The following is a 19,701-nucleotide window of genomic DNA, read 5'->3' as shown; positions in this document are numbered from 1 at the left end:
TTTATTCAATCAACATTTTTTAACGGAATATCATCATGCTATCAATGGAAGGGGCATGTTGGCTATGCCATCAATCACTCAATTTAAGCTGCCAAGGTATTTGCAGTTTTTGCCTGAAAAGCTTACCGACTATGCCAAAGTGCTGCCCACGCTGTGCACTGCCCAGTGAACTCGATACACTGCAATGCGGTCGTTGCTTAAAACAGCCCCCTGCTTGGCAACGTTTAATTACCGCCGCACCCTATCAAGCTCCATTACGTAAGCTTATTCATCACTTTAAGTTTAATCAACAATCGCAGCTCGCTTTTGCTTTAGCGCGCATTTTTGTTTTATTTTGGCTACAGGGTTACCGCGAAAATACATGGCAAAAACCCGACCTCATTATGACCATTCCCTTGCATCGTCATCGATTATGGTGGCGAGGATTTGACCACATGGCATTAATAGGCGAAAATTTATCCAGATGGTTAAATATCCCCTATTCGCAAAATTCATTACTCCGTAGTCGTGATACACTGGCGCAGATTACATTAAAACGTGAACATCGCCGAAAAAACCTAAAGGGAGCATTTACCTTAGAAACTACGGTTTCTGGCCTACATGTCGCCATTCTCGATGATGTTATTACGACAGGTTCGACAATGAATACAGCCGCACAATTGTTGATTTGTGCGGGAGCGCGCACTGTTGATGCGTGGTCACTCTGTCGCACCTTGTAGGAAAGGGGTAAATGGGCGTATTATAACCAACTAAAGCAGTCAACTATTATTGAGCAAATGATTATGATTAATATTACTGAAGCAGCACAGGCTCATTTTGCCAAGTTGTTGGAAAGTCAAGAGCCAGGAACCCAAATCCGTGTATTTGTCATCAACCCAGGTACACCAACAGCTGAGTGTGGCGTTTCATACTGCCCGCCAGGTGCCGTTGAAGCAACAGATAAGGAACTGAAGTTCGAAAAATTATCTGCTTATGTTGATGAAATTAGCGCGCCTTTCTTAGAAGAAGCCGAAATTGATTTCGTTACCGACCAACTGGGTTCACAACTGACGCTTAAAGCACCAAACGCAAAAATGCGCAAAGTCTCTGATGATGCACCATTAATCGAGCGCGTTGAGTACGTTTTACAGTCACAAATTAACCCACAATTAGCCAGCCACGGCGGCCGTGTTTCCCTAATGGAAATTACCGATGAAGGCTTTGCTATCCTGCAATTTGGTGGTGGTTGTAACGGTTGTTCTATGGTCGATGTCACCTTAAAAGAAGGTATCGAAAAAGAATTACTGAAAATGTTTGATGGTGAGTTAAAAGGCGTTAAAGACCTGACTGAACACCAACGTGGCGAGCACTCTTTCTACTAATTGCCACTGATATCTGGCACCTGTTTTTCTTCTTACAGGTGCCGTATTCGTTTTTTATGGGGTTTTCCCCGCTATATTCGGTATTTTATGGACCATTTTGAGACACTAACACCAGAGCAAGCTTATCAACATTGGTTGGAAAGCTCTGCCGTACTTGTTGATGTACGTGATCCACAAAGCTTCCGCGCAGGTCATGCTAGCGGTGCTTATCACCTCACCAATGAGTCGCTGAGTCAATTTTTAGAACAAACAGATTATGAACAACCCGTTATGGTAATGTGCTACCACGGGCACAGCAGCCAAGGCGCAGCACAATACCTGATAAACATCGGCTATGAATCTGTTTACAGCATTAATGGCGGGTTTGAAGCCTGGTTAAGGGAATATCCACAAGCCGTCACGGCGCTCTAGACGAGAAAACGCATTCATGATCCACATCACTTCCTTTGCTAACCCAAGAATGGCGCAAGCATTTGTTGACTATATGGCAGGGCAAAATATCCATTTAAGCCTTAAACCCTCCCAAGAACAAGCGCTGTATGAACTTTGGTTGGAAGATGACCAATTTCTTAATCAAGTCCGTCAAGAGCTTGATACTTTCCTGCAAAACCCAAATGACCCGCGCTACCTTGCTGCTAGCTGGCAAACAGGTAATACCGATGCGCAATTTCAATACCGCAATTTTCTCACTTGGGGTTACCTGAAAGAACAATCAGGGCCACTCACAATTGCTGTTATTCTGCTATCGATTATTGTATATCTTTGGGTAGAAATGACCGATGCTCGTGAAGTATTACGTTACTTAGCGTGGCCAATTGGAGACCAACAATCAGAACTTTGGCGTTGGATAAGCCCCGCCTTTGTGCATTTTTCACTGTCACATATTGGGTTTAACCTTGCGCTATGGTGGTTTTTAGCTGGTCAAGTTGAACGCAAGCTGGGAACAGGAAAGCTCTTTACTATTTTATTAGTCTCCGCCCTGTTTAGTAACTGGGGACAATCGCTGTTTAGCGAAAACAACTTTGGGGGCTTATCGGGTGTCGTTTATGCCCTAGTTAGCTACGTTTGGCTAACAGGTGAGCGCAACCCAGAAAGCGGCGTGAATGTTCCCCGAGGGTTAATGATTTTCTCAATTATCTGGCTCTTTTTTGGTTACTTCGATATTTTAGGGATGCATATTGCGAATGCCGCACACACTTCAGGGTTAATTATCGGCTTATTGATGGGAGTGTGGGATAATAGGCACAGCTTTATTAAACACCAGAGTTCCAGATAATACATTTTAATAATTAGAGGCTAACGCTGTGAAACAAACCCAGAGACATGATGCAATCGTTGAACTTGTGCGTCTTCAGGGATATGTCAGTACTGAAGAACTTGTCGAGCATTTTGAGGTTAGCCCTCAAACCATCCGACGAGACCTCAATGACCTCGCTGAACAAAATAAAATTCAGCGGCACCACGGTGGCGCAGCACTGCCTTCAAGCTCCGTAAACGCGGCATATCATGACCGCAAAATCATGTGGTCAGATGAAAAAGCCCGTATTGCGCAGCATGTCGCGAGCCAAATTCCTGATGGTGCGACGCTATTTATTGATATCGGAACCACGCCTGAAGCTGTGGCCCATGCGTTGGTTAACCATAAAAACCTGCGTGTTGTTACCAATAACCTAAACGTCGCCACGTTACTCATGCCAAAAGAAGACTTCCGCTTAATTTTAGCGGGGGGTGAAGTACGCTCGCGTGATGGTGGTATTGTGGGTGAAGCGACCCTCGATTTTATCTCTCAATTCAGGTTAGATTACGGCATTTTGGGCATTAGCGGCATTGATATGGACGGCTCGCTACTGGAGTTCGATTATCATGAAGTGCGTACAAAACGCGCCATTATTGAAAATTCACGTTGCGTGATGTTAGTCACCGATCACTCTAAGTTCGGCCGTAATGCAATGGTCAATCTCGGTAATATGAACTTAATCGACTATTTATTTACCGACAAACAGCCGCCAGACAGCATTCTCAAAGTGATTGAGCAACATAACGTTCAATTAGAGCTTTGTTAATCAATACGTTATTCTCATGGTGGTAGTGCTAACTACCACCACTCTTAATGATATCCCTTTTCTACTTTAACTTTCTAACTGTTATTTCCTTTTTCTTTTTCGCTCAAAAATGTTTTTTCCTGCCTATATACCATTATTTTATTTGTGGTTATTGAAAAAAAATTGTTACCAATATCACGCAGTTGTTATTTTTCTTATTAATAATAGTTGGCATCACTATTCATTTTGACTACAATCAAATGAGCGAAAACGAACATTATTGAAAGCGTTTCGAACATCTCAGGGGGATGCATGGAAACTAAAGACTTGATTGTCATCGGCGGCGGGATCAACGGCGCTGGTATTGCAGCTGACGCTGCAGGTCGTGGATTATCGGTATTGCTGCTCGAAGCTCAAGACTTAGCGAGTGCAACCTCATCAGCGAGTTCAAAGCTGATCCATGGTGGCTTACGCTACCTAGAACATTATGAATTCAGATTAGTCAGTGAAGCACTGGCTGAGCGCGAAGTCTTATTACGACTGGCACCGCACATTGCGTTTCCAATGCGCTTTCGTTTACCGCACCAACCTCATTTACGCCCTGCGTGGATGATCCGTATCGGTCTGTTCCTTTATGACCATTTAGGTAAACGTGTGAGCCTACCAAGCAGTAAAAGCTTAAAATTCGGCCAAAACTCTGTGCTGAAACCTGAATTAACCAAAGGGTTTGAGTACTCAGATTGTTGGGTTGATGATGCGCGTTTGGTTGTTCTAAACGCTCAAGAAGTGGTACGTAAGCATGGTGAAGTTCGCACTCGCACAAAAGTGACTCGTGCTTATCGTGAAAATGGCTTATGGGTTGTTGAAGCACAAGACTTACGTACAGGCGAAACTCTCACTTGGAAAGCGAAAGGACTGGTGAATGCAACGGGTCCATGGGTGAAAGAATTCTTCGACGATGGCTTGAAATTAAAATCGCCATACGGCATTCGCTTAATTAAAGGTAGCCATATCGTTGTTCCACGCGCTCACGATGAACCACAAGCTTACATCCTGCAAAACGAGGATAACCGTATTGTCTTTGTTATTCCGTGGATGGATGAGTTCTCAATCATCGGTACAACAGATGTGGAATACAAAGGCGATCCAAAAGACGTCAAAATTGATGACAAAGAAGTCAGCTATTTACTCAAAGTGTACAACGATCACTTCAAAAAACAGTTAACCGTTGAAGACGTGGTATGGGATTACTCAGGCGTTCGCCCACTGTGTGATGATGAGTCTGACTCACCGCAAGCAATTACCCGTGACTACACATTAGATATTCACGATGAGCAAGGCCAAGCACCGTTACTGTCTGTATTCGGCGGTAAATTAACCACTTATCGTAAACTAGCTGAAGCTGCTGTGAATAAGCTCGCCACTTATTACCCGAACGCAGGTAGCCCGTGGACGAAAAATGGTCAATTACCAGGTGGTGATATCGAAGGTTGCGACCGTGATGGCTATGCTCGCGTATTACGCCAACATTATCAATGGCTTCCTGAAGGGATCGCGCTGCGTTATGCAAGAACTTACGGCAGTAACAGCAAGCTGATTTTGGATGGCGCAAACTCGCTCAGTGATCTCGGCGAATCATTCGGTGCCAACGTCTATGAAGCCGAACTACGTTACTTAGTGGAAAATGAGTGGGTAACAGAATTGGATGATGCTATCTGGCGTCGTACTAAATTGGGCATGTGGCTGAATGATTCAGAAAAACAGCGCATTGCACAATGGTTGTCAGAGCACACCTCTGCATAATCGTAAAAATCTCGTTGTTAGTACAAAGCCAGTCAACTTGAATTGACTGGCTTTTTTATATTTTAAGTCTATATGTTGCTTAAATTGATTTTCTTTGTCTATAATATGCACGGCTTTTATCCCATCACTTAACTTAGCAGGTACTCCCTACGATGAATTAAGCACTGCCAGAAAATATTTTCCAATACCACCTTGGTATTCATTTTTCTGTTCCTGGCAGGCAACGCTATTCATCGACGCTTCTTGATAAGTCAACGACGTTGTCTGCACTCTTTATTTTTGGAGGTGCCTATGACAATTGCGTGTCACTTTTCACAACTGAATATCGAATTTAACCAAACGGCCCTGTTCCCCCCTCTAAGCGGGACATTCTCTTGTCAAAAAAATGCCTTAATTGGCCATAATGGTCGAGGTAAATCCGTACTCATGCAGTTACTGGCTCAAGTATTCGTGCCAACACAAGGTGATGTACATTGGAATATGCCTTTTATCCATGTTAATCAACTCACCCGCTTAACAGGAGAAACTCTCGTCGATGCCTTAGGTATTACCTCGCTCTATCATGCCTTTTCTCGTATTGAAGCGGGTAATGGAACTCAACCCGATTTTGAGTTAGTCGACGACAAATGGCATTTACCGTCTCAATGGCAAAATTTGCTAGATTCCGCACGGTTGCCCGTTTCGATGGAAACCCCTATCGCCCATCTCAGTGGTGGCGAGCGCACGCGCCTTGCTCTATGTCGTGCCTTTTTACAGCAAGATAGCTTTCTACTGCTTGATGAACCAGATAACCACTTAGACACCAGAAGCCGTCAATGGCTAAGCCAAAAACTGACTGAGCACAGAGCAGGTAGCCTTGTTATCTCTCATAACAGAGCATTGCTGGGTGAAATGGCAACGATTTTTGAACTCACCGAGAAAGGTTTACAAGAATATGGGGGAAATTATGCGTTATATGACACGCAGAAGAATTTCGAAATCGCGGCGATTGATGCCCAAGCTGCGCGTTTAGAAAAACGTATTAACCAAGAAAAAAAGCAACTACAAACCACGTTACAAAAAGCCGCTCAACGGAAAAAACAAGGAGAAAAAATCCGTTATGGTGGCTCTCAGTCCTTACTGCTACTCGATATGCAGAAAAACCGTGCGGAAAAAAGGCAGTCTAATGTTGCCGACCGCCATCAACGGGTGATGGATAATTTGCAAGGACAACAACAAGAACACCAAGAGAAAATACACCATATCAAGCAGCAAAAAATGGTCATTGCCTACCAGTGTGAGGGGAAAAAAGTGACGATTTTCGCTTCCGATCTTTGCTTGCCCTATGGCCATTTATCACCTCTATCATTCACCGTATACAGTGGGGAGCATTGGCATATTCAAGGTGATAATGGTTGTGGTAAATCCACCTTACTTAAAGTACTTGCAGGGCACCTGAAAGCCCAATCGGGCGAATCCCGCCTAAGTGGATGTTTTTGCTATTTAGACCAACACCTAAACTTACTCGATAAAACGCTACCCGTTGGCGAGGCACTCCACCAACACCAGCCCATATTTACGGTTGAACAATGGCGGACACAACTAGGCATGTTACGGATTCGAGGCGATAAATCCTTGCTACCACTACAACAACTGAGTGGGGGCGAACAGCTCAAAGCCACATTATTAGCGCTGACCCATAGCCCGAATCCACCTGCGATTTTGTTACTCGACGAGCCAGATAACCATCTGGATTTAGAATCGAAGCAATTACTGGAGGATGTATTAAACAATTACCAAGGTACATTGCTATTGGTTTCCCATGATAACGCCTTTATTGAGCGCTGCAATATTACCCATACATTGAATCTTTCTAACGAATAGAATAATTAACCACCTTCGAAAGAGGTGGTTAATTATTAGCGAATAAACGTGTTTTTAACGCGGTTAGAAACTAAAAAATACGGAATCCATAACACACAATAGAAGCTGCCATTAATCGCAGTGATAACGTTTGAGTAATTAATTTCCATACCGAATGTATAAGGGAATACAAAGCGGGCAACAAACACCATCAAGGTATATAGCAACATGGTTATGATAAACAACCACTTCGCACTTTTTTTCCATTTAACTGCTGCAATAAAAGTCCACAATAGTAATGCAATGATAACCCCATAACCCGTTTGCAATAGGTAATAACCCATTGAAAAACCAGGCACATAAAAGTCAGAGCCCACTTGTGTAGCAAGCGGCCAAACCGTTTTTACTTGAGAGACTTCTTGCATTAACATCATGACCATTTTATACAACATATAAAACAGCCCAATAACTGGCCAAATCAACCAACCACCGAGTCCTTCAAGCATTTTTTTCGGGGCCTGCGGGACGACTTGAGCGACAACCTGCTCTAATTGAACCGTGGATTGAGAATTCTCCATTTAACAAACCTTTGTATTCTGTATTTTTTCTTCAATGTATTTTTTGAGTACAGTCGCTTGATTATGTTCTGTATTTTTTGCGCTATACAATAATGTCACATGACCTTGCTCCGCCTGCTCAACTAACCTTTGCCAAGCCTCGGTGTTATTCAATTCTTCGCAATAGCGCTGCACAAATTGCTCGAATTGATCGGTATGTTGATGGAACCATTTTCGTAACTCATTAGAGGGAGCCACTTCTTTATTCCACTCATCACACTGTAAATCGATTTTTTTAATCCCTCGAGGCCATAGCCTATCGACTAAGACACGATAGCCATCATTCTTAGTCACAGGGTCATACACTCTTTTGCAATAAATCATCACTTCACCTCAATGACGGTATTTAATTCACAAAAGTATTTTTTACCCGCTTAGAAACCAAAAAATACGGTATCCAAATTGCGCAGCCAATCAGGGCACGAAAAATGTCGCGAATATCCGATGCTTCAACCTCTAAATCTAATAATGTTCCTGCCAATATAATATCTGAAATAGTCAGCACTAAAGCAAATAGCTGGAAGAAAATGTAAATTTTGATCGTGAGCTTTTTCTTCGTAAAAAAGACGTAACACAAGAAAAGCAATAAAGTATATAAAATCGCATTCCCTAAAAGCTCAAAATAGATAAGTTCTTTAAATAAGGGTATAAATGTATCGGATTGGGAGTTCGTTAACTCATCCCAATACTCAATAACCTGGATATTTTGCCCGTAAATTGCAAATGGAAGAATAATAACGGATAGCACGATCCCTAACATGGGTAAAATCAGCCAACCACCTATCCCTGTTAGTTCAGGCTTAGGAGAGGCTGGAGGGTTATGAGATGAACTGCGATCTTCAGTTTTCATTTCACTTCCTTATTCGCTGTAAACACCATGTCAGTGACGAAATAATCCATCTTACTAAGATAACATATTTGTTCACTAAAATATGAGTTACCTAATGCACCAATACACAATATATTTGGATTAAAGAAAAATCTTATCAGGCCATCATAATGCAAACATTCACTGTTAATTTACCTCTTCCACAACCTTATCGCTCTGCGGATTTTTTTGCCTTCCATTTAAGAGACCAACAAAATGTGGCAGAGATTGTTGTCGACAATTGTTTGCAAAAAGGCCTAATTTGGCAAAATCATCCCGCCAACATTCAGCTAGCCATTGAAAACCAGCATGCAACAATTTCTTTGGATATTGATTCTTCGAATATTTCCCCAACTGAAACAGAACTCAGCACCCTTGGGAAACACTTATTGGGTTTACATCAACCCGTTAATGAATTTGAAATGCACTACCTAACAGACCCAGTGCTTGGTCAACTCATTGAAAAACAAAAGGGATTAAGAATTTATCAATCCTCTAATGCTTTCGAGGCTTTAGTATGGGCGATTATTGGGCAACAAATTAGTGTCCATGCCGCTATCGCTATCCGTCGGCGCTTTATACAAGCCGTGGGCACACAGCACTCATCAGGAATTTGGTGTTTTCCTGATATCCAACAAGTGGGTTTAGTCAGTGATGATACACTCAGACAAACAGGGTTTTCATTAGGGAAAATTGTTGCTCTTAGAGCGTTATGTGAAGCAATTAAAACCCAACAGATTGATTTATCTGTACAAGTGACCCATGACAATGCCGATGTGGTAACAGAACAACTGCTCAAAATTAAAGGAATTGGCCCTTGGACGGTCAGTTATGCACTCTTGCGGGGCTTTAATTATCTCAATGGCTCTTTGCATGGCGATGTCGCGGTAAGGCGTAATTTACAAACCTTATTAAACAGCCAAGAACAACCGACCGCGAAAGAGACAGAGAAATGGTTAGCGCAATATTCCCCATGGCGGGCACTTGTCGCTGCTCATTTGTGGCGTAGTCAATCTGCAGCAGGCTATTAATTTATGGTCGATAAAAAGAAAGCCCAATCAATTGATTAGGCTTCTTTATGAACGAACAACAGGTATTAACGTAGCCAGTTAGTTTTCACCAATTGCACCACTTCATCACCGCGCCCGCTCATAATGGCTTTTAGCATATATAAGCTAAAACCTTTGGCTTCCTGAGCAGCAATTTCTGGTGGCATTGAAAGCTCTTGTTTTGCAGTTAAGACATCCACCACCACAGGGCCATCATGGGCAAAAGCCTCTTTAAGTGCGCTGTCGAGATCTTCACTTTTTTCCACACGAATACCTTTGATACCTGCAGCGTTCGCAATTGCAGCAAAATTCGGATTATGCAAATCTGTTCCTGCTGTTAAGAAACCCGCGACTTTCATTTCCATTGCTACAAAGCCCAATACCCCATTATTATGAATAATGATTTTTACTGGCAATTGCATTTGTGAAAGAGAAATAAAATCCCCCATTAACATGCTAAATCCACCATCACCACACATGGCAACCACTTGGCGTGTTTTATCAACAGCCTGCGCACCAATTGCTTGTGGCATCGCATTCGCCATAGAACCATGATTAAACGAGCCAATTAAACGGCGCTTACCATTCATTTTCAAATAGCGTGCTGCCCAGACCGTTGGCGTACCCACATCACAAGTGAAGATTGCATCATCATCGGCCAGTTCACTAATTTTAGTTGCCAAGTACTGTGGATGGATGAGCCCTTCATGCCCTGGTTTTGCGAGATCATCTAACCCTTTACGCGCTTCCTCATAATGCTTCAATGCGTTCTCAAGGTGCTTTTTATCTTGTTTAGTTTGTAGATGCGGCTGCAAGGCATCCAGAGTTGCTTTAATATCACCAATCAGCCCCATATCGATATGGCAATGAGAACCTAAGCTCCCTGCATTAATATCAACTTGAATAATTTTTGCATCATTTGGGTAGAAAGGACGATATGGAAATTGCGTTCCGAGTAAAACAACCGTATCGGCGTTCATCATTGCATGGTAACCCGATGAAAAGCCGATTAAACCTGTCATTCCCACGCTGTACGGGTTATCCCACTCAATATGTTCTTTACCGCGCAGTGCATGAACTACAGGTGCTTTTAGCGTTTCTGCCAGTTTGACCACTTCATCATGTGCCCCTGCACAACCATTACCACAAAATAATGTAACATTTTTGGCTTCATTTAAAGCTTGCGCTAATTGTTCGATTTCAGAGCGCTGTGGCATGATCAATGGGGCTTGAGGCTGATACCATGTTTCTTTGGCGGTCTCTGGTGCATCTTTTAATGCAATATCCCCTGGAATGACAACAACGGATACCCCTTTGTTCAGAATTGCTTTACGCATTGCAATGCCAAGCACCTGTGGGATTTGTTCTGGGTTAGAGACCATCTCACAATAGTGGCTACATTCACGAAATAGTTCTGTTGGGTGGGTTTCTTGGAAATAATTGCTGCCAATTTCACTTGATGGAATATGTGCTGCAATCGCCAATACAGGTACTCTGTTACGATGACAATCATATAGTCCATTGATAAGATGCATATTTCCAGGCCCACAAGAGCCTGCACAAACGGCTAGTTGCCCAGTAAGCTGGGCCTCTGAGCCCGCAGCAAATGCCGCCACTTCCTCGTGACGAGTGCCTAACCATTCAATTGCCCCTTGACGGCGCAAACTGTCGGTTAAGCCATTCAATGAATCTCCAGTAACGCCCCAAATACGTTTAACACCTGCGTTATCAAGTACTTTTGCAATATAGGATGCAACACTCTGTTTTTTCATAATGGCACTCTTCTCAGTCGGAGGTCATACACGCTTGATAAAATACAGCGCGTATTCTTTTAGAGTTTGGTAAAATTCATTTTAAATCTTACTCTACTCTCTGATTATCAAACTTATTTAAAATCATTTATTTGATTGTAACCAAGTCAATTATTCATTCCTACTTATCAAATCCATTATAAAACAGAACGACACAATCCTCCGTTATTATCAAAAGAAGATGATGATAACGGAATAAATTAAGAGACTATTGTTAATATTAATCACTGCCATATAGATATCGTAAAATGATTAGCATAATTACCTAATCAATTTGAGAATGATTAAGTTATACTTTCCACAGTAAAACACCTGTTTGATACCCAGCACCAAATGACCAAAATACAATAATATCACCTTCATGAAGTAACCCTTTTTTCAAACGATGTGCATAGGCAACTAATGGGCTATTTCCGCCTGTATAACCATACTCATCACCAATATATTCAATCTGCTCCCAGGAAAGATTTAATGCATTTTTAATCATTCCAATATAATTTCTTGATAATTGAGAAAAGAAAAAACAAGAAACATCATTCAATTTTAAATGATGTTTTTCCAACTGGAATTGAATGGCTTCTATCGCAAAGGGCACACAGAGCTCTCCTGTAAAATTATCCCAGTGAAATTTCTCTTCTTGCATATTTTGGCTATGCGACAATCCATAGTGTGGAAATACAATCGTATCGGCATACTGACTATCAGTGTAATATTGACTATCGATGAGCCCAGCGCCTGAGTTGTCCTTTACTTTATCGAGTATCATTGCAACCGCCGCATCCCCAAATAAAGCCTCAGGGAAAAACTCATGTGGTTTTGCATATCGAGAAACTTGATCTGTAGAGATAATCAATGCTCTGCAATAGGACGCTTTTAATTTCAGCATCATGGCCGCTTGTTCAAGAACTGCCAGCATACTTAAACAATTTATATTCATATCGATACAAATACAATTGTGTTTAATATTGAACTTTCGATGAATAAATAATGCGTGAGTTGGCGATAAATACTCTACCGTCGTTGATGCGAAAATAATAATATCAATATTACTATCATCCTCTATCGGCTCTGCTGATTTAAATGCCATCGTTAATACATTTTCACTTTCAAGGTCAGAAACATAACGCTGTCGCTTACCTAATGATTCAAATAGATTATTAATATTTTTAATATCGCCATGCTTTTTGATAAAATATTCATTCCCCCTAATTTTTGCAGGATGATAAACATTAATCGCTGATATTTTCACGGAATTGTTCATATTACCCCCTATATTCATGGAGTATTTAGCATAGTTCAAATCAGCAAAATAAAATACAACATATTGATTGTTATGGTTTTTATTATATATAATCAACATTGTTAGCCTAATGCATTATTGATATAAGTAACATGTTGTTATAAACCTAACCCGCTAAAATAAAACGCTAAAAATTCTTTTTTTTCGGCATTAAAAGCCAAGTATTTTACATTCTAGCGATATTAATGTATTATTGGTAACTAGTTTGATTATTCTCAGGTGGTTATTTTGCTCTATTTACAAAAAAAAGTGCTCTCTATTTCTCTCTCTAACTCTACTGTATTACTCCATTATCTAGCTCAATTTTAAATTTTAAAAACTGAACAAAAATTCATACAGCGACTATTATAAATGATAGGACTTTACACGTTGTTTAAGTATGAAAACCCACACCTTAAATGTGATTTATCTCGTTGTTGAAATTCAAATAAGAGGATGGTTTCATGAAATTCAAGAAGAAAAAAGAAAAACCATTAAATATTAATGACATTACAATCATTGATGATGGTAAATTAAAAAAAGCAATTACCGCTGCTTCACTGGGTAATGCGATGGAATGGTTTGACTTTGGTGTATATGGCTTCTTAGCTTACGTATTAGGTCAAGTTTTCTTTCCAGACGCATCACCGAGCGTCCAGATGATTGCTGCACTAGCGACATTCTCCGTGCCCTTCTTAGTTAGGCCATTAGGGGGAGTGGTATTTGGTATCTTAGGTGATAAGTATGGTCGACAAAAAGTGTTGTCGATGACCATTATCATTATGGCGATAAGTACGTTCTGTATTGGTTTGATCCCATCATATGAAAGCATCGGTATTTGGGCACCAATCTTGTTATTAATTGCTAAATTAGCACAGGGCTTCTCTGTCGGTGGGGAATATTCAGGGGCTGCAATTTTTGTTGCCGAATATTCACCTGACCGTAAGCGTGGCTTTATGGGCAGTTGGTTAGACTTTGGTTCTATCGCAGGTTTCGTGCTAGGTGCAGGTGTAGTCGTGCTAATTTCCAGTATCGTTGGAGAGGCAAACTTCCATGATTGGGGCTGGAGAATTCCGTTCTTCTTAGCCTTACCTTTAGGGATCATTGGATTATATCTTCGCCATTCCCTTGAAGAAACGCCCGCTTTCCAACAGCACGTTGAGTCACTGGAAAAACAAGACAAAGCCAATATTCAAAATCCACCCAAAGTTTCAGTACGCGAAGTGGCATCGAAGCATTGGAAAAGCTTATTAATTTGTGTTGGCTTAGTGATTGCAACTAATGTCACGTATTACATGTTGCTGACTTACATGCCAAGTTATTTATCACATAACCTAAATTATTCAACTGACCATGGTGTGCTAATAATTATCGCCATTATGATTGGGATGCTATTTGTTCAACCCGTGATTGGCTTAACCAGTGATAAAATTGGCCGTCGCCCATTTGTTATTATCGGTAGCGTAGGTTTAGTGCTATTGGCTTACCCTGCTTTTATGCTAATTAACAGCGGCTCAGTTGGGTTAATTTTTGTAGGATTACTGATCCTTGCGATATTGCTAAACTGTTTTACTGGAGTCATGGCATCAATTTTACCCGCGATTTTCCCAACGCATATTCGTTACAGTGCCTTAGCCATTGCCTTTAATATCTCAGTATTAATTGCAGGTGCTACCCCAACTGTTGCAGCTTGGTTAGTCGAATCAACCACAGATTTATACATGCCAGCCTATTACTTGATGGTGATTGCATTGATTGGCTTATACACAGGTATTCGCATGCCAGAAACAGCCAATAAACCGTTGCGGGGTGCAACACCAGCGGCGTCGGATAAAGCCGAGGCGAAAGAAATCTTGAGTGAACATTTTGACAATATTGAGCAAAAAGTTGAAGATATTGACCAACAAATTGCTGAACTTGAGAAAAAACGCCAGTCGTTAATTAACCAGCATCCTAAATTAGATTAACGCCTAGGAGGAAAGCGGTGGCAGCCAAGCATCTTATCTGGTTTCGTCATGATTTACGCGTCACAGATAATAAAGCCCTTTCCTCGGCCTGCGCTGACCCGCAGGCCAATGTCATCGCCCTCTATACCGCCACACCCGAACAGTGGAAACAGCATGATGTCTCTGTACGGCAAATCGCCTTTATTCATCAAAACCTTGTCGAATTACAACATTCCCTTGCTGAGTTAGGTATCCCACTCATTTGCCATACTGTGGATAATTTTGTAGATGCCGCTAAATGGGTACTAAATTACGCCAAAGAACAGCAGGCGGATGCCTTGTTTTTCAATCGGCAGTATGAATGGAATGAAAAGAAACGTGATGAGTGGTTGATAGAACACGCATCACCAATGCATGTCCATACTTTTGATGATGCGCTGTTGCTCCCACCTGGCGCAGTAACAAATCAAAAAGGTGAGATGTACCAAGTTTATACCCCATTTCGCCGTGCTTTTCTAACCCAACTCACTGTCACAGACTACCGTTCCTTACGTGCCCCTGCTCAGCGCTCAAAGCCGTTAGAGATTAAAACAATCCTGCCGCTATTTCCTCATGAGGATCAAAACATCGCGCAATCTTTCCCTGCAGGTGAACAAGCTGCCTTAAAGCAGCTCAGGCAGTTTTGCGCTAAAAAAGTTACAGATTACCAACATGATAGAGATTTCCCCTCCATTAATGGCACTAGCCAGCTATCGCCATACCTCGCGATTGGAGTGTTATCCCCTCGCCAGTGCATCAATCGTTTGCAAGCTGAAAACCCACAATTTCTTGACTACCCTGATAGCGGCGCATTCACTTGGTTAAATGAATTAATTTGGCGTGAATTTTATACCCACCTTTTAGTGGCATTTCCTCGCCTGTGCCGCCACCAGCCCTTTATTCATTGGACACAATATATTCATTGGAATGATTCACCTACCGATTTTGAGGCATGGAAAATCGGACAAACGGGCTACCCAATTGTTGATGCAGCCATGCGGCAGCTGAATACCACAGGCTGGATGCATAATCGGTTACGAATGATTGTGGCGAGTTTCTTAGTCAAAGATTTACTCATTGATTGGCGGGAAGGGGAAAAATACTTTATGACCCAGCTGATTGATGGGAGTTTAGCGGCGAATAACGGCGGCTGGCAATGGTCAGCCTCTACAGGTGTGGATGCCTCCCCTTGGTTTCGTATTTTCAACCCGACCACACAAGGGAAAAAGTTTGATGCTCAGGGCACGTTTATCCGCTATTGGCTCCCTGAATTAAATGGCGTCCCTGATAAATATATCCATACCCCCCATGAATGGGCAGAAGAAAACAATATAGCCATTGATTATCCGAAACCTATCGTTGATCACAAACAGGCGCGTTTAAACACACTGGATGCGTTTGAAGCAGGTAAACGCAATAGTCTTAAATACGATAAATAGCAAAGTTATTATTTGTGTTAAGGGTTATTATGCAAGCCTAATGATAAGGAGATGCAATCGATGAGCGTAATTTTACAGGTAGACTTCCCATACCAAGGCCCATGGGGCGAAGAAATGACGGCGGCAATGAATGATTTAGCTCAGTCAATCAACCAAGAACCTGGTTTTATCTGGAAGATTTGGACTGAAAACCAACAAACTCAAATGGCAGGTGGAGTTTACTTGTTTGCTTCTGAGCAAGAGGCAAACGCATATTTAACCAAACACAGTGCGCGTTTAAAAGCCTTTGGTGTGCCTGATGTCCGAGGGGAAATTTTTGCCGTGAACACCGCACTCAGCCAACTTAACCAAGCGCAGTTTATCGCAAAATAAGCACTTATTGGCGATGAAATTCAAATAGCATCACATCAGAGGTAAATGAGCCATCTGCTTGTAATGCAAAATGGTGTTTCACTTCATCACTGAGCGTGTTTTGAAATTGGCGAATTGCCTCAACTAAAGGTTGTGGCGTTCGCATCCGTTCAACCCAACTGGTAAATTCAAGGGGCAAACGGAAACTTTGAACACCACTAACAAATAGCCCTGCATTGTTGAACATCCCTGCCCATTCCCCTGCGGAATAATCGCGAATATGCGATGTATCCCTTAAAACTTCAACGGTTTGCAGATAAATGTCCAACAATGGGTGACCTGGTGAAACCACATCAATAAAAATGCCTTTTCCACCCACTTTTAATACACGGCGGACTTCACGCAGCGCTTTTTCAACATCATGCCAATGGTGTGCAGAATAGCGGCTAATCACCCGATCAAAATGATTATCTGCAAACGGCAGTTGTTCAGCTGTGCCTTTGCAGGTCGCGATATTGGTTAATTGGCGCTCTTGCGCGTTTTTCGCCACAACACTCAGCATCGAGTCGGACAGATCATATGCTGTGACAGATTTAACCCATGGCGCGGTATAAAAACTCGCATGCCCTGCACCACAGCCAAGGTCAAGGACATCCTCAGCTTGGCAACCCTGTAGCAACCTCTGCAAGGCGAGTAAATCTTCACCTTGCGCATGAACTTGACTGGTTAAATAGGCGTTGGCTTGCTCATCAAATTGCTGATAAACCGCTTGATGGTGCGTTTTCATTTCTGTTTCCTGACATTTTGTTAGCGATTTCCCATCACAACAGAAAATGATTGAAAAAGCACCTATTTGTTTGTAACCGTTTCATCACAATCATGGTTAATGAAAATCCCCATGACGGCGTTCCACCAGCGTCAAAATGCTATAAAGTGCCACGGCTGTATCGTCTTGGTTAAAGACTTGCACATCCCATTCAACAACACCATTTGGTTTATCTTCGGCTAATTTCTGTGGTTTTTTTATCTTTTTCTTGCACGTTAGACGAACTTGTATCGTATCGCCAATTTTTACGGGTTCGATAAAACGCAAATTTTCCATGCCATAATTTGCGATAACTGGCCCAACGCCTGCATCAACAAACAGACCTGCTGCGGCTGAAACCACAAAATACCCATGGGCAATACGTTCACCAAACAGTGATTGTGCCGCCCCGATTTTATCCACGTGCACATAGAAATTATCACCACTGAGGCAAGCAAAATTAGCAATATCGGCCTCCGTCACCGTACGCCTTGCTGTGAGCAACGTATCGCCTATCACTAAGTCTTCAAAATGTTTTCGAAATGGATGAACAACATCAGTTACCATCTCCGCACCACGGATCCACTGCTGGCTAATCGCGGTTAACATCGATGGGCTCCCCTGAATGGCTGTGCGCTGCATATAATGCTTCACCGCTCTCAATCCACCCAGTTCTTCACCGCCACCTGCACGCCCAGGCCCACCATGCACTAGTAGAGGTAGTGGTGAGCCGTGTCCTGTTGATTCTGCCGACGATGCCTCATTTAATACCAACATGCGTCCATGTGCGCGTGCACTTGCTCGGATCACTGATTGAGCGACCTGTGCATCCGCTGTCACTAATGTGCCCGCCAAGCTACCGCCCCCGAGAATGGCAAGTTGCACCGCTTGTTCAAGGCTTTCATAACTCATTAACGTCGCAACAGGGCCAAATGCTTCAGTTTCATGGACGGCCGAAGATTTAAATGGCTCTGCGCAGTACAATAATGTCGGTGGATAAAAGGCACCGTTTTGGCTATCAGCACCGATGACCGCTAATTGTTCAAACTGCCCACCACAGAGTACTTCACAGCCATTGTTTCGTAGATAATCCACTTTCGTCTGCACATCTTGGCGCTGTTCTAAATTAATCAACGCCCCCATGCGTACCCCATCAACTGCGGGGTCACCAACTGTCGTCGCCGATAACCGTTTAAGCAGTGCTTGTTTAACATTGTCTAACTGATTTTTCGGTACAATAATACGACGAATGGCCGTGCATTTTTGCCCTGCCTTTGCGGTCATTTCACCGGTCACTTCTTTAATAAACAATGCAAATTCAGGCTGTTCTGGCTGCACATCATTCCCTAAGATCGCACAGTTCAGTGAGTCGGCTTCCATGGTGAAAGGCACTGATTTTTCTATGATACGCGGATGGGATTTAAGTTTTTGCCCTGTGGAGGCTGACCCTGTGAACGTGACGACATCCTCAAAATCAAGGTGATCAAACATATCCCCGACGCCACCACAAATCAGCTGAATAGCCCCCGCAGGTACCAAACCACTGTCGACCATCAGCTTGACCATCGCTTGGGTGACTTGAGCCGATGCTGTCGCAGGCTTGATAATGGCAGGCATACCCGCTAGCCATGTAGGTGCCAGTTTCTCTAGCATTCCCCAACAAGGAAAATTAAAAGCATTGATATGCAGCGCCACGCCACGGCGAGAGGTCAAAATATGATGGCCAATAAATTGCCCCTGCTTAGACAAAGGAACCGTGTCACCTTCAGGCCAAATGGTGTCATCGGGGAGCTCTCTACTTGCCAAACCTGAATAGGCAAATAACGTCCCAATACCCCCTTCAATATCCACCCAGCTATCTGCTTTTGTTGCCCCTGTTTGCGCTGAAATCGCATAGAGTTCCGCCTTATGCTCCAACAAATACTTGGCCACCGCTTTAAGCATCTGCCCCCGTTGCTGGAATGACATAGCAGATAGCGCCTCCCCTCCAACTTCTCGCCCATAGGCCAGACTGTCAGATAAAGGAAGCCCCTCGGTTGTCACCGCGTATAAAGCCTGATTAGTAAGTGCATGATAGATCGCCCGCTCTTTACCATTACCCTGTACCCACTTCCCCATAATGTAACTTGTTAAATGCTGCATATCTCACTCCAGAAATAAAGGAAATAAACAAAACCAATATTTAAATATGTATCATAAAAATAATCATAGATGCTAATTTAAATTTAACAAATTAAAAACAAATTTGCATAAATCGAAGTTCCCACTCAAATCCATACAAAAAACAATGAATATATATTATTGATTTTATTCTATTTACAATAAAACCTTGTGAAGTACCTCGCAGAATCAAGTTAATGAACATTGATCTTTATGTTAAATATTCCTAGCATCAATGTTAAATATAAATGATTCATTATTTTAAATTAAAAAATATTTTTCGAATCAC

Annotated in this window: 18 protein-coding genes; 11 read left to right on the top strand and 7 right to left on the bottom strand. The window is 42.3% G+C overall.

Annotated features, from left to right (window positions below; translation table 11 throughout):
- The first annotated feature begins 35 nt into the window (after positions 1-35).
- The 7 genes from PR808_RS05750 to PR808_RS05720 all read left to right on the top strand — a co-directional run bounded on the left by PR808_RS05750 (position 36) and on the right by PR808_RS05720 (position 7,069).
- Complete coding sequence (locus PR808_RS05750) at positions 36-719, top strand: DNA utilization protein GntX (RefSeq protein WP_272538914.1); 684 nt, start codon at positions 36-38, stop codon at positions 717-719.
- A 63-nt stretch (positions 720-782) separates the two neighbouring features.
- Positions 783-1,361, top strand: a complete 579-nt coding sequence (gene nfuA, locus PR808_RS05745) for a Fe-S biogenesis protein NfuA (RefSeq protein ID WP_206085013.1) — start codon at positions 783-785, stop codon at positions 1,359-1,361.
- A gap of 87 nt (positions 1,362-1,448) precedes the next feature.
- Entirely contained in the window at positions 1,449-1,772 is a 324-nt protein-coding gene (gene glpE, locus PR808_RS05740; protein WP_047756248.1) for a thiosulfate sulfurtransferase GlpE, read from the top strand.
- 16 nt (positions 1,773-1,788) lie between these two features.
- Positions 1,789-2,637, top strand: coding sequence for a rhomboid family intramembrane serine protease GlpG (glpG, locus tag PR808_RS05735; protein WP_272538913.1), 849 nt, complete (start codon positions 1,789-1,791; stop codon positions 2,635-2,637).
- Between the two features lie 28 nt (positions 2,638-2,665).
- Positions 2,666-3,424: a DeoR/GlpR family transcriptional regulator gene (locus tag PR808_RS05730; protein ID WP_225820094.1), complete on the top strand. Its 759-nt coding sequence runs from the start codon at positions 2,666-2,668 to the stop codon at positions 3,422-3,424.
- A 291-nt stretch (positions 3,425-3,715) separates the two neighbouring features.
- Entirely contained in the window at positions 3,716-5,206 is a 1,491-nt protein-coding gene (glpD, locus tag PR808_RS05725) for a glycerol-3-phosphate dehydrogenase (RefSeq protein WP_272538912.1), read from the top strand.
- Between the two features lie 291 nt (positions 5,207-5,497).
- A complete protein-coding gene (locus PR808_RS05720) occupies positions 5,498-7,069 on the top strand; it encodes an ATP-binding cassette domain-containing protein (protein WP_272538911.1) in 1,572 nt (523 codons plus the stop codon).
- A gap of 35 nt (positions 7,070-7,104) precedes the next feature.
- Here the strand turns inward: PR808_RS05720 and PR808_RS05715 are convergent, their stop codons facing one another.
- The 3 genes from PR808_RS05715 to PR808_RS05705 are packed head-to-tail and all read right to left on the bottom strand — an operon-like array spanning position 7,105 to position 8,515.
- Positions 7,105-7,626: a DUF2569 family protein gene (locus tag PR808_RS05715; protein ID WP_272538910.1), complete on the bottom strand. Its 522-nt coding sequence runs from the start codon at positions 7,624-7,626 to the stop codon at positions 7,105-7,107.
- Positions 7,627-7,989, bottom strand: coding sequence for a DUF488 domain-containing protein (locus PR808_RS05710; RefSeq protein WP_206085024.1), 363 nt, complete (start codon positions 7,987-7,989; stop codon positions 7,627-7,629).
- Between the two features lie 22 nt (positions 7,990-8,011).
- Positions 8,012-8,515: a DUF2569 domain-containing protein gene (locus PR808_RS05705; RefSeq protein ID WP_206085026.1), complete on the bottom strand. Its 504-nt coding sequence runs from the start codon at positions 8,513-8,515 to the stop codon at positions 8,012-8,014.
- A 149-nt stretch (positions 8,516-8,664) separates the two neighbouring features.
- Between PR808_RS05705 and PR808_RS05700 the strand changes: the two genes are divergently transcribed.
- On the top strand, positions 8,665-9,564 hold the full coding sequence (locus tag PR808_RS05700) for a DNA-3-methyladenine glycosylase family protein (protein WP_272538909.1): 900 nt from the start codon (positions 8,665-8,667) through the stop codon (positions 9,562-9,564).
- A 65-nt stretch (positions 9,565-9,629) separates the two neighbouring features.
- Here the strand turns inward: PR808_RS05700 and poxB are convergent, their stop codons facing one another.
- On the bottom strand, positions 9,630-11,354 hold the full coding sequence (gene poxB / locus PR808_RS05695; RefSeq protein WP_206085035.1) for a ubiquinone-dependent pyruvate dehydrogenase: 1,725 nt from the start codon (positions 11,352-11,354) through the stop codon (positions 9,630-9,632).
- A gap of 328 nt (positions 11,355-11,682) precedes the next feature.
- Positions 11,683-12,753, bottom strand: coding sequence for a 3-oxoacyl-[acyl-carrier-protein] synthase III C-terminal domain-containing protein (locus tag PR808_RS05690; RefSeq protein WP_272538908.1), 1,071 nt, complete (start codon positions 12,751-12,753; stop codon positions 11,683-11,685).
- A gap of 383 nt (positions 12,754-13,136) precedes the next feature.
- Between PR808_RS05690 and proP the strand changes: the two genes are divergently transcribed.
- The 3 genes from proP to PR808_RS05675 are packed head-to-tail and all read left to right on the top strand — an operon-like array spanning position 13,137 to position 16,468.
- Positions 13,137-14,639: a glycine betaine/L-proline transporter ProP gene (gene proP, locus PR808_RS05685; protein ID WP_206085039.1), complete on the top strand. Its 1,503-nt coding sequence runs from the start codon at positions 13,137-13,139 to the stop codon at positions 14,637-14,639.
- A gap of 17 nt (positions 14,640-14,656) precedes the next feature.
- Complete coding sequence (phrB, locus tag PR808_RS05680) at positions 14,657-16,096, top strand: deoxyribodipyrimidine photo-lyase (RefSeq protein ID WP_206085041.1); 1,440 nt, start codon at positions 14,657-14,659, stop codon at positions 16,094-16,096.
- A 60-nt stretch (positions 16,097-16,156) separates the two neighbouring features.
- The gene (locus PR808_RS05675; protein ID WP_272538907.1) at positions 16,157-16,468 is read left to right on the top strand and encodes a monooxygenase; all 312 of its coding nucleotides are present in this window, start codon (positions 16,157-16,159) and stop codon (positions 16,466-16,468) included.
- A gap of 4 nt (positions 16,469-16,472) precedes the next feature.
- Here PR808_RS05675 and PR808_RS05670 read toward each other — a convergent pair whose 3' ends face one another.
- Entirely contained in the window at positions 16,473-17,282 is an 810-nt protein-coding gene (locus PR808_RS05670) for a class I SAM-dependent methyltransferase (RefSeq protein ID WP_272516279.1), read from the bottom strand.
- A 48-nt stretch (positions 17,283-17,330) separates the two neighbouring features.
- On the bottom strand, positions 17,331-19,394 hold the full coding sequence (paaZ, locus tag PR808_RS05665; RefSeq protein ID WP_272538906.1) for a phenylacetic acid degradation bifunctional protein PaaZ: 2,064 nt from the start codon (positions 19,392-19,394) through the stop codon (positions 17,331-17,333).
- Positions 19,395-19,701 lie beyond the last annotated feature (307 nt).

Origin of the sequence: Providencia sp. PROV197 (assembly GCF_028479625.1) — a bacterium.
Lineage (GTDB): Bacteria > Pseudomonadota > Gammaproteobacteria > Enterobacterales > Enterobacteriaceae > Providencia > Providencia vermicola.
This window is presented reverse-complemented; position numbering and strand designations above follow the sequence as displayed.

What these genes read in the sequence shown, in the direction of transcription:
- PR808_RS05750 (WP_272538914.1), top strand. Translation starts at nt 36, where the DNA reads ATGCTATCAATGGAAGGGGCATGTTGGCTATGCCATCAATCACTCAAT.
- nfuA (WP_206085013.1), top strand. Translation starts at nt 783, where the DNA reads ATGATTAATATTACTGAAGCAGCACAGGCTCATTTTGCCAAGTTGTTG.
- glpE (WP_047756248.1), top strand. Translation starts at nt 1,449, where the DNA reads ATGGACCATTTTGAGACACTAACACCAGAGCAAGCTTATCAACATTGG.
- glpG (WP_272538913.1), top strand. Translation starts at nt 1,789, where the DNA reads ATGATCCACATCACTTCCTTTGCTAACCCAAGAATGGCGCAAGCATTT.
- glpD (WP_272538912.1), top strand. Translation starts at nt 3,716, where the DNA reads ATGGAAACTAAAGACTTGATTGTCATCGGCGGCGGGATCAACGGCGCT.
- PR808_RS05720 (WP_272538911.1), top strand. Translation starts at nt 5,498, where the DNA reads ATGACAATTGCGTGTCACTTTTCACAACTGAATATCGAATTTAACCAA.
- PR808_RS05715 (WP_272538910.1), bottom strand. Translation starts at nt 7,626, where the DNA reads ATGGAGAATTCTCAATCCACGGTTCAATTAGAGCAGGTTGTCGCTCAA.
- PR808_RS05710 (WP_206085024.1), bottom strand. Translation starts at nt 7,989, where the DNA reads ATGATTTATTGCAAAAGAGTGTATGACCCTGTGACTAAGAATGATGGC.
- PR808_RS05705 (WP_206085026.1), bottom strand. Translation starts at nt 8,515, where the DNA reads ATGAAAACTGAAGATCGCAGTTCATCTCATAACCCTCCAGCCTCTCCT.
- PR808_RS05700 (WP_272538909.1), top strand. Translation starts at nt 8,665, where the DNA reads ATGCAAACATTCACTGTTAATTTACCTCTTCCACAACCTTATCGCTCT.
- poxB (WP_206085035.1), bottom strand. Translation starts at nt 11,354, where the DNA reads ATGAAAAAACAGAGTGTTGCATCCTATATTGCAAAAGTACTTGATAAC.
- PR808_RS05690 (WP_272538908.1), bottom strand. Translation starts at nt 12,753, where the DNA reads ATGTTGATTATATATAATAAAAACCATAACAATCAATATGTTGTATTT.
- proP (WP_206085039.1), top strand. Translation starts at nt 13,137, where the DNA reads ATGAAATTCAAGAAGAAAAAAGAAAAACCATTAAATATTAATGACATT.
- PR808_RS05675 (WP_272538907.1), top strand. Translation starts at nt 16,157, where the DNA reads ATGAGCGTAATTTTACAGGTAGACTTCCCATACCAAGGCCCATGGGGC.
- paaZ (WP_272538906.1), bottom strand. Translation starts at nt 19,394, where the DNA reads ATGCAGCATTTAACAAGTTACATTATGGGGAAGTGGGTACAGGGTAAT.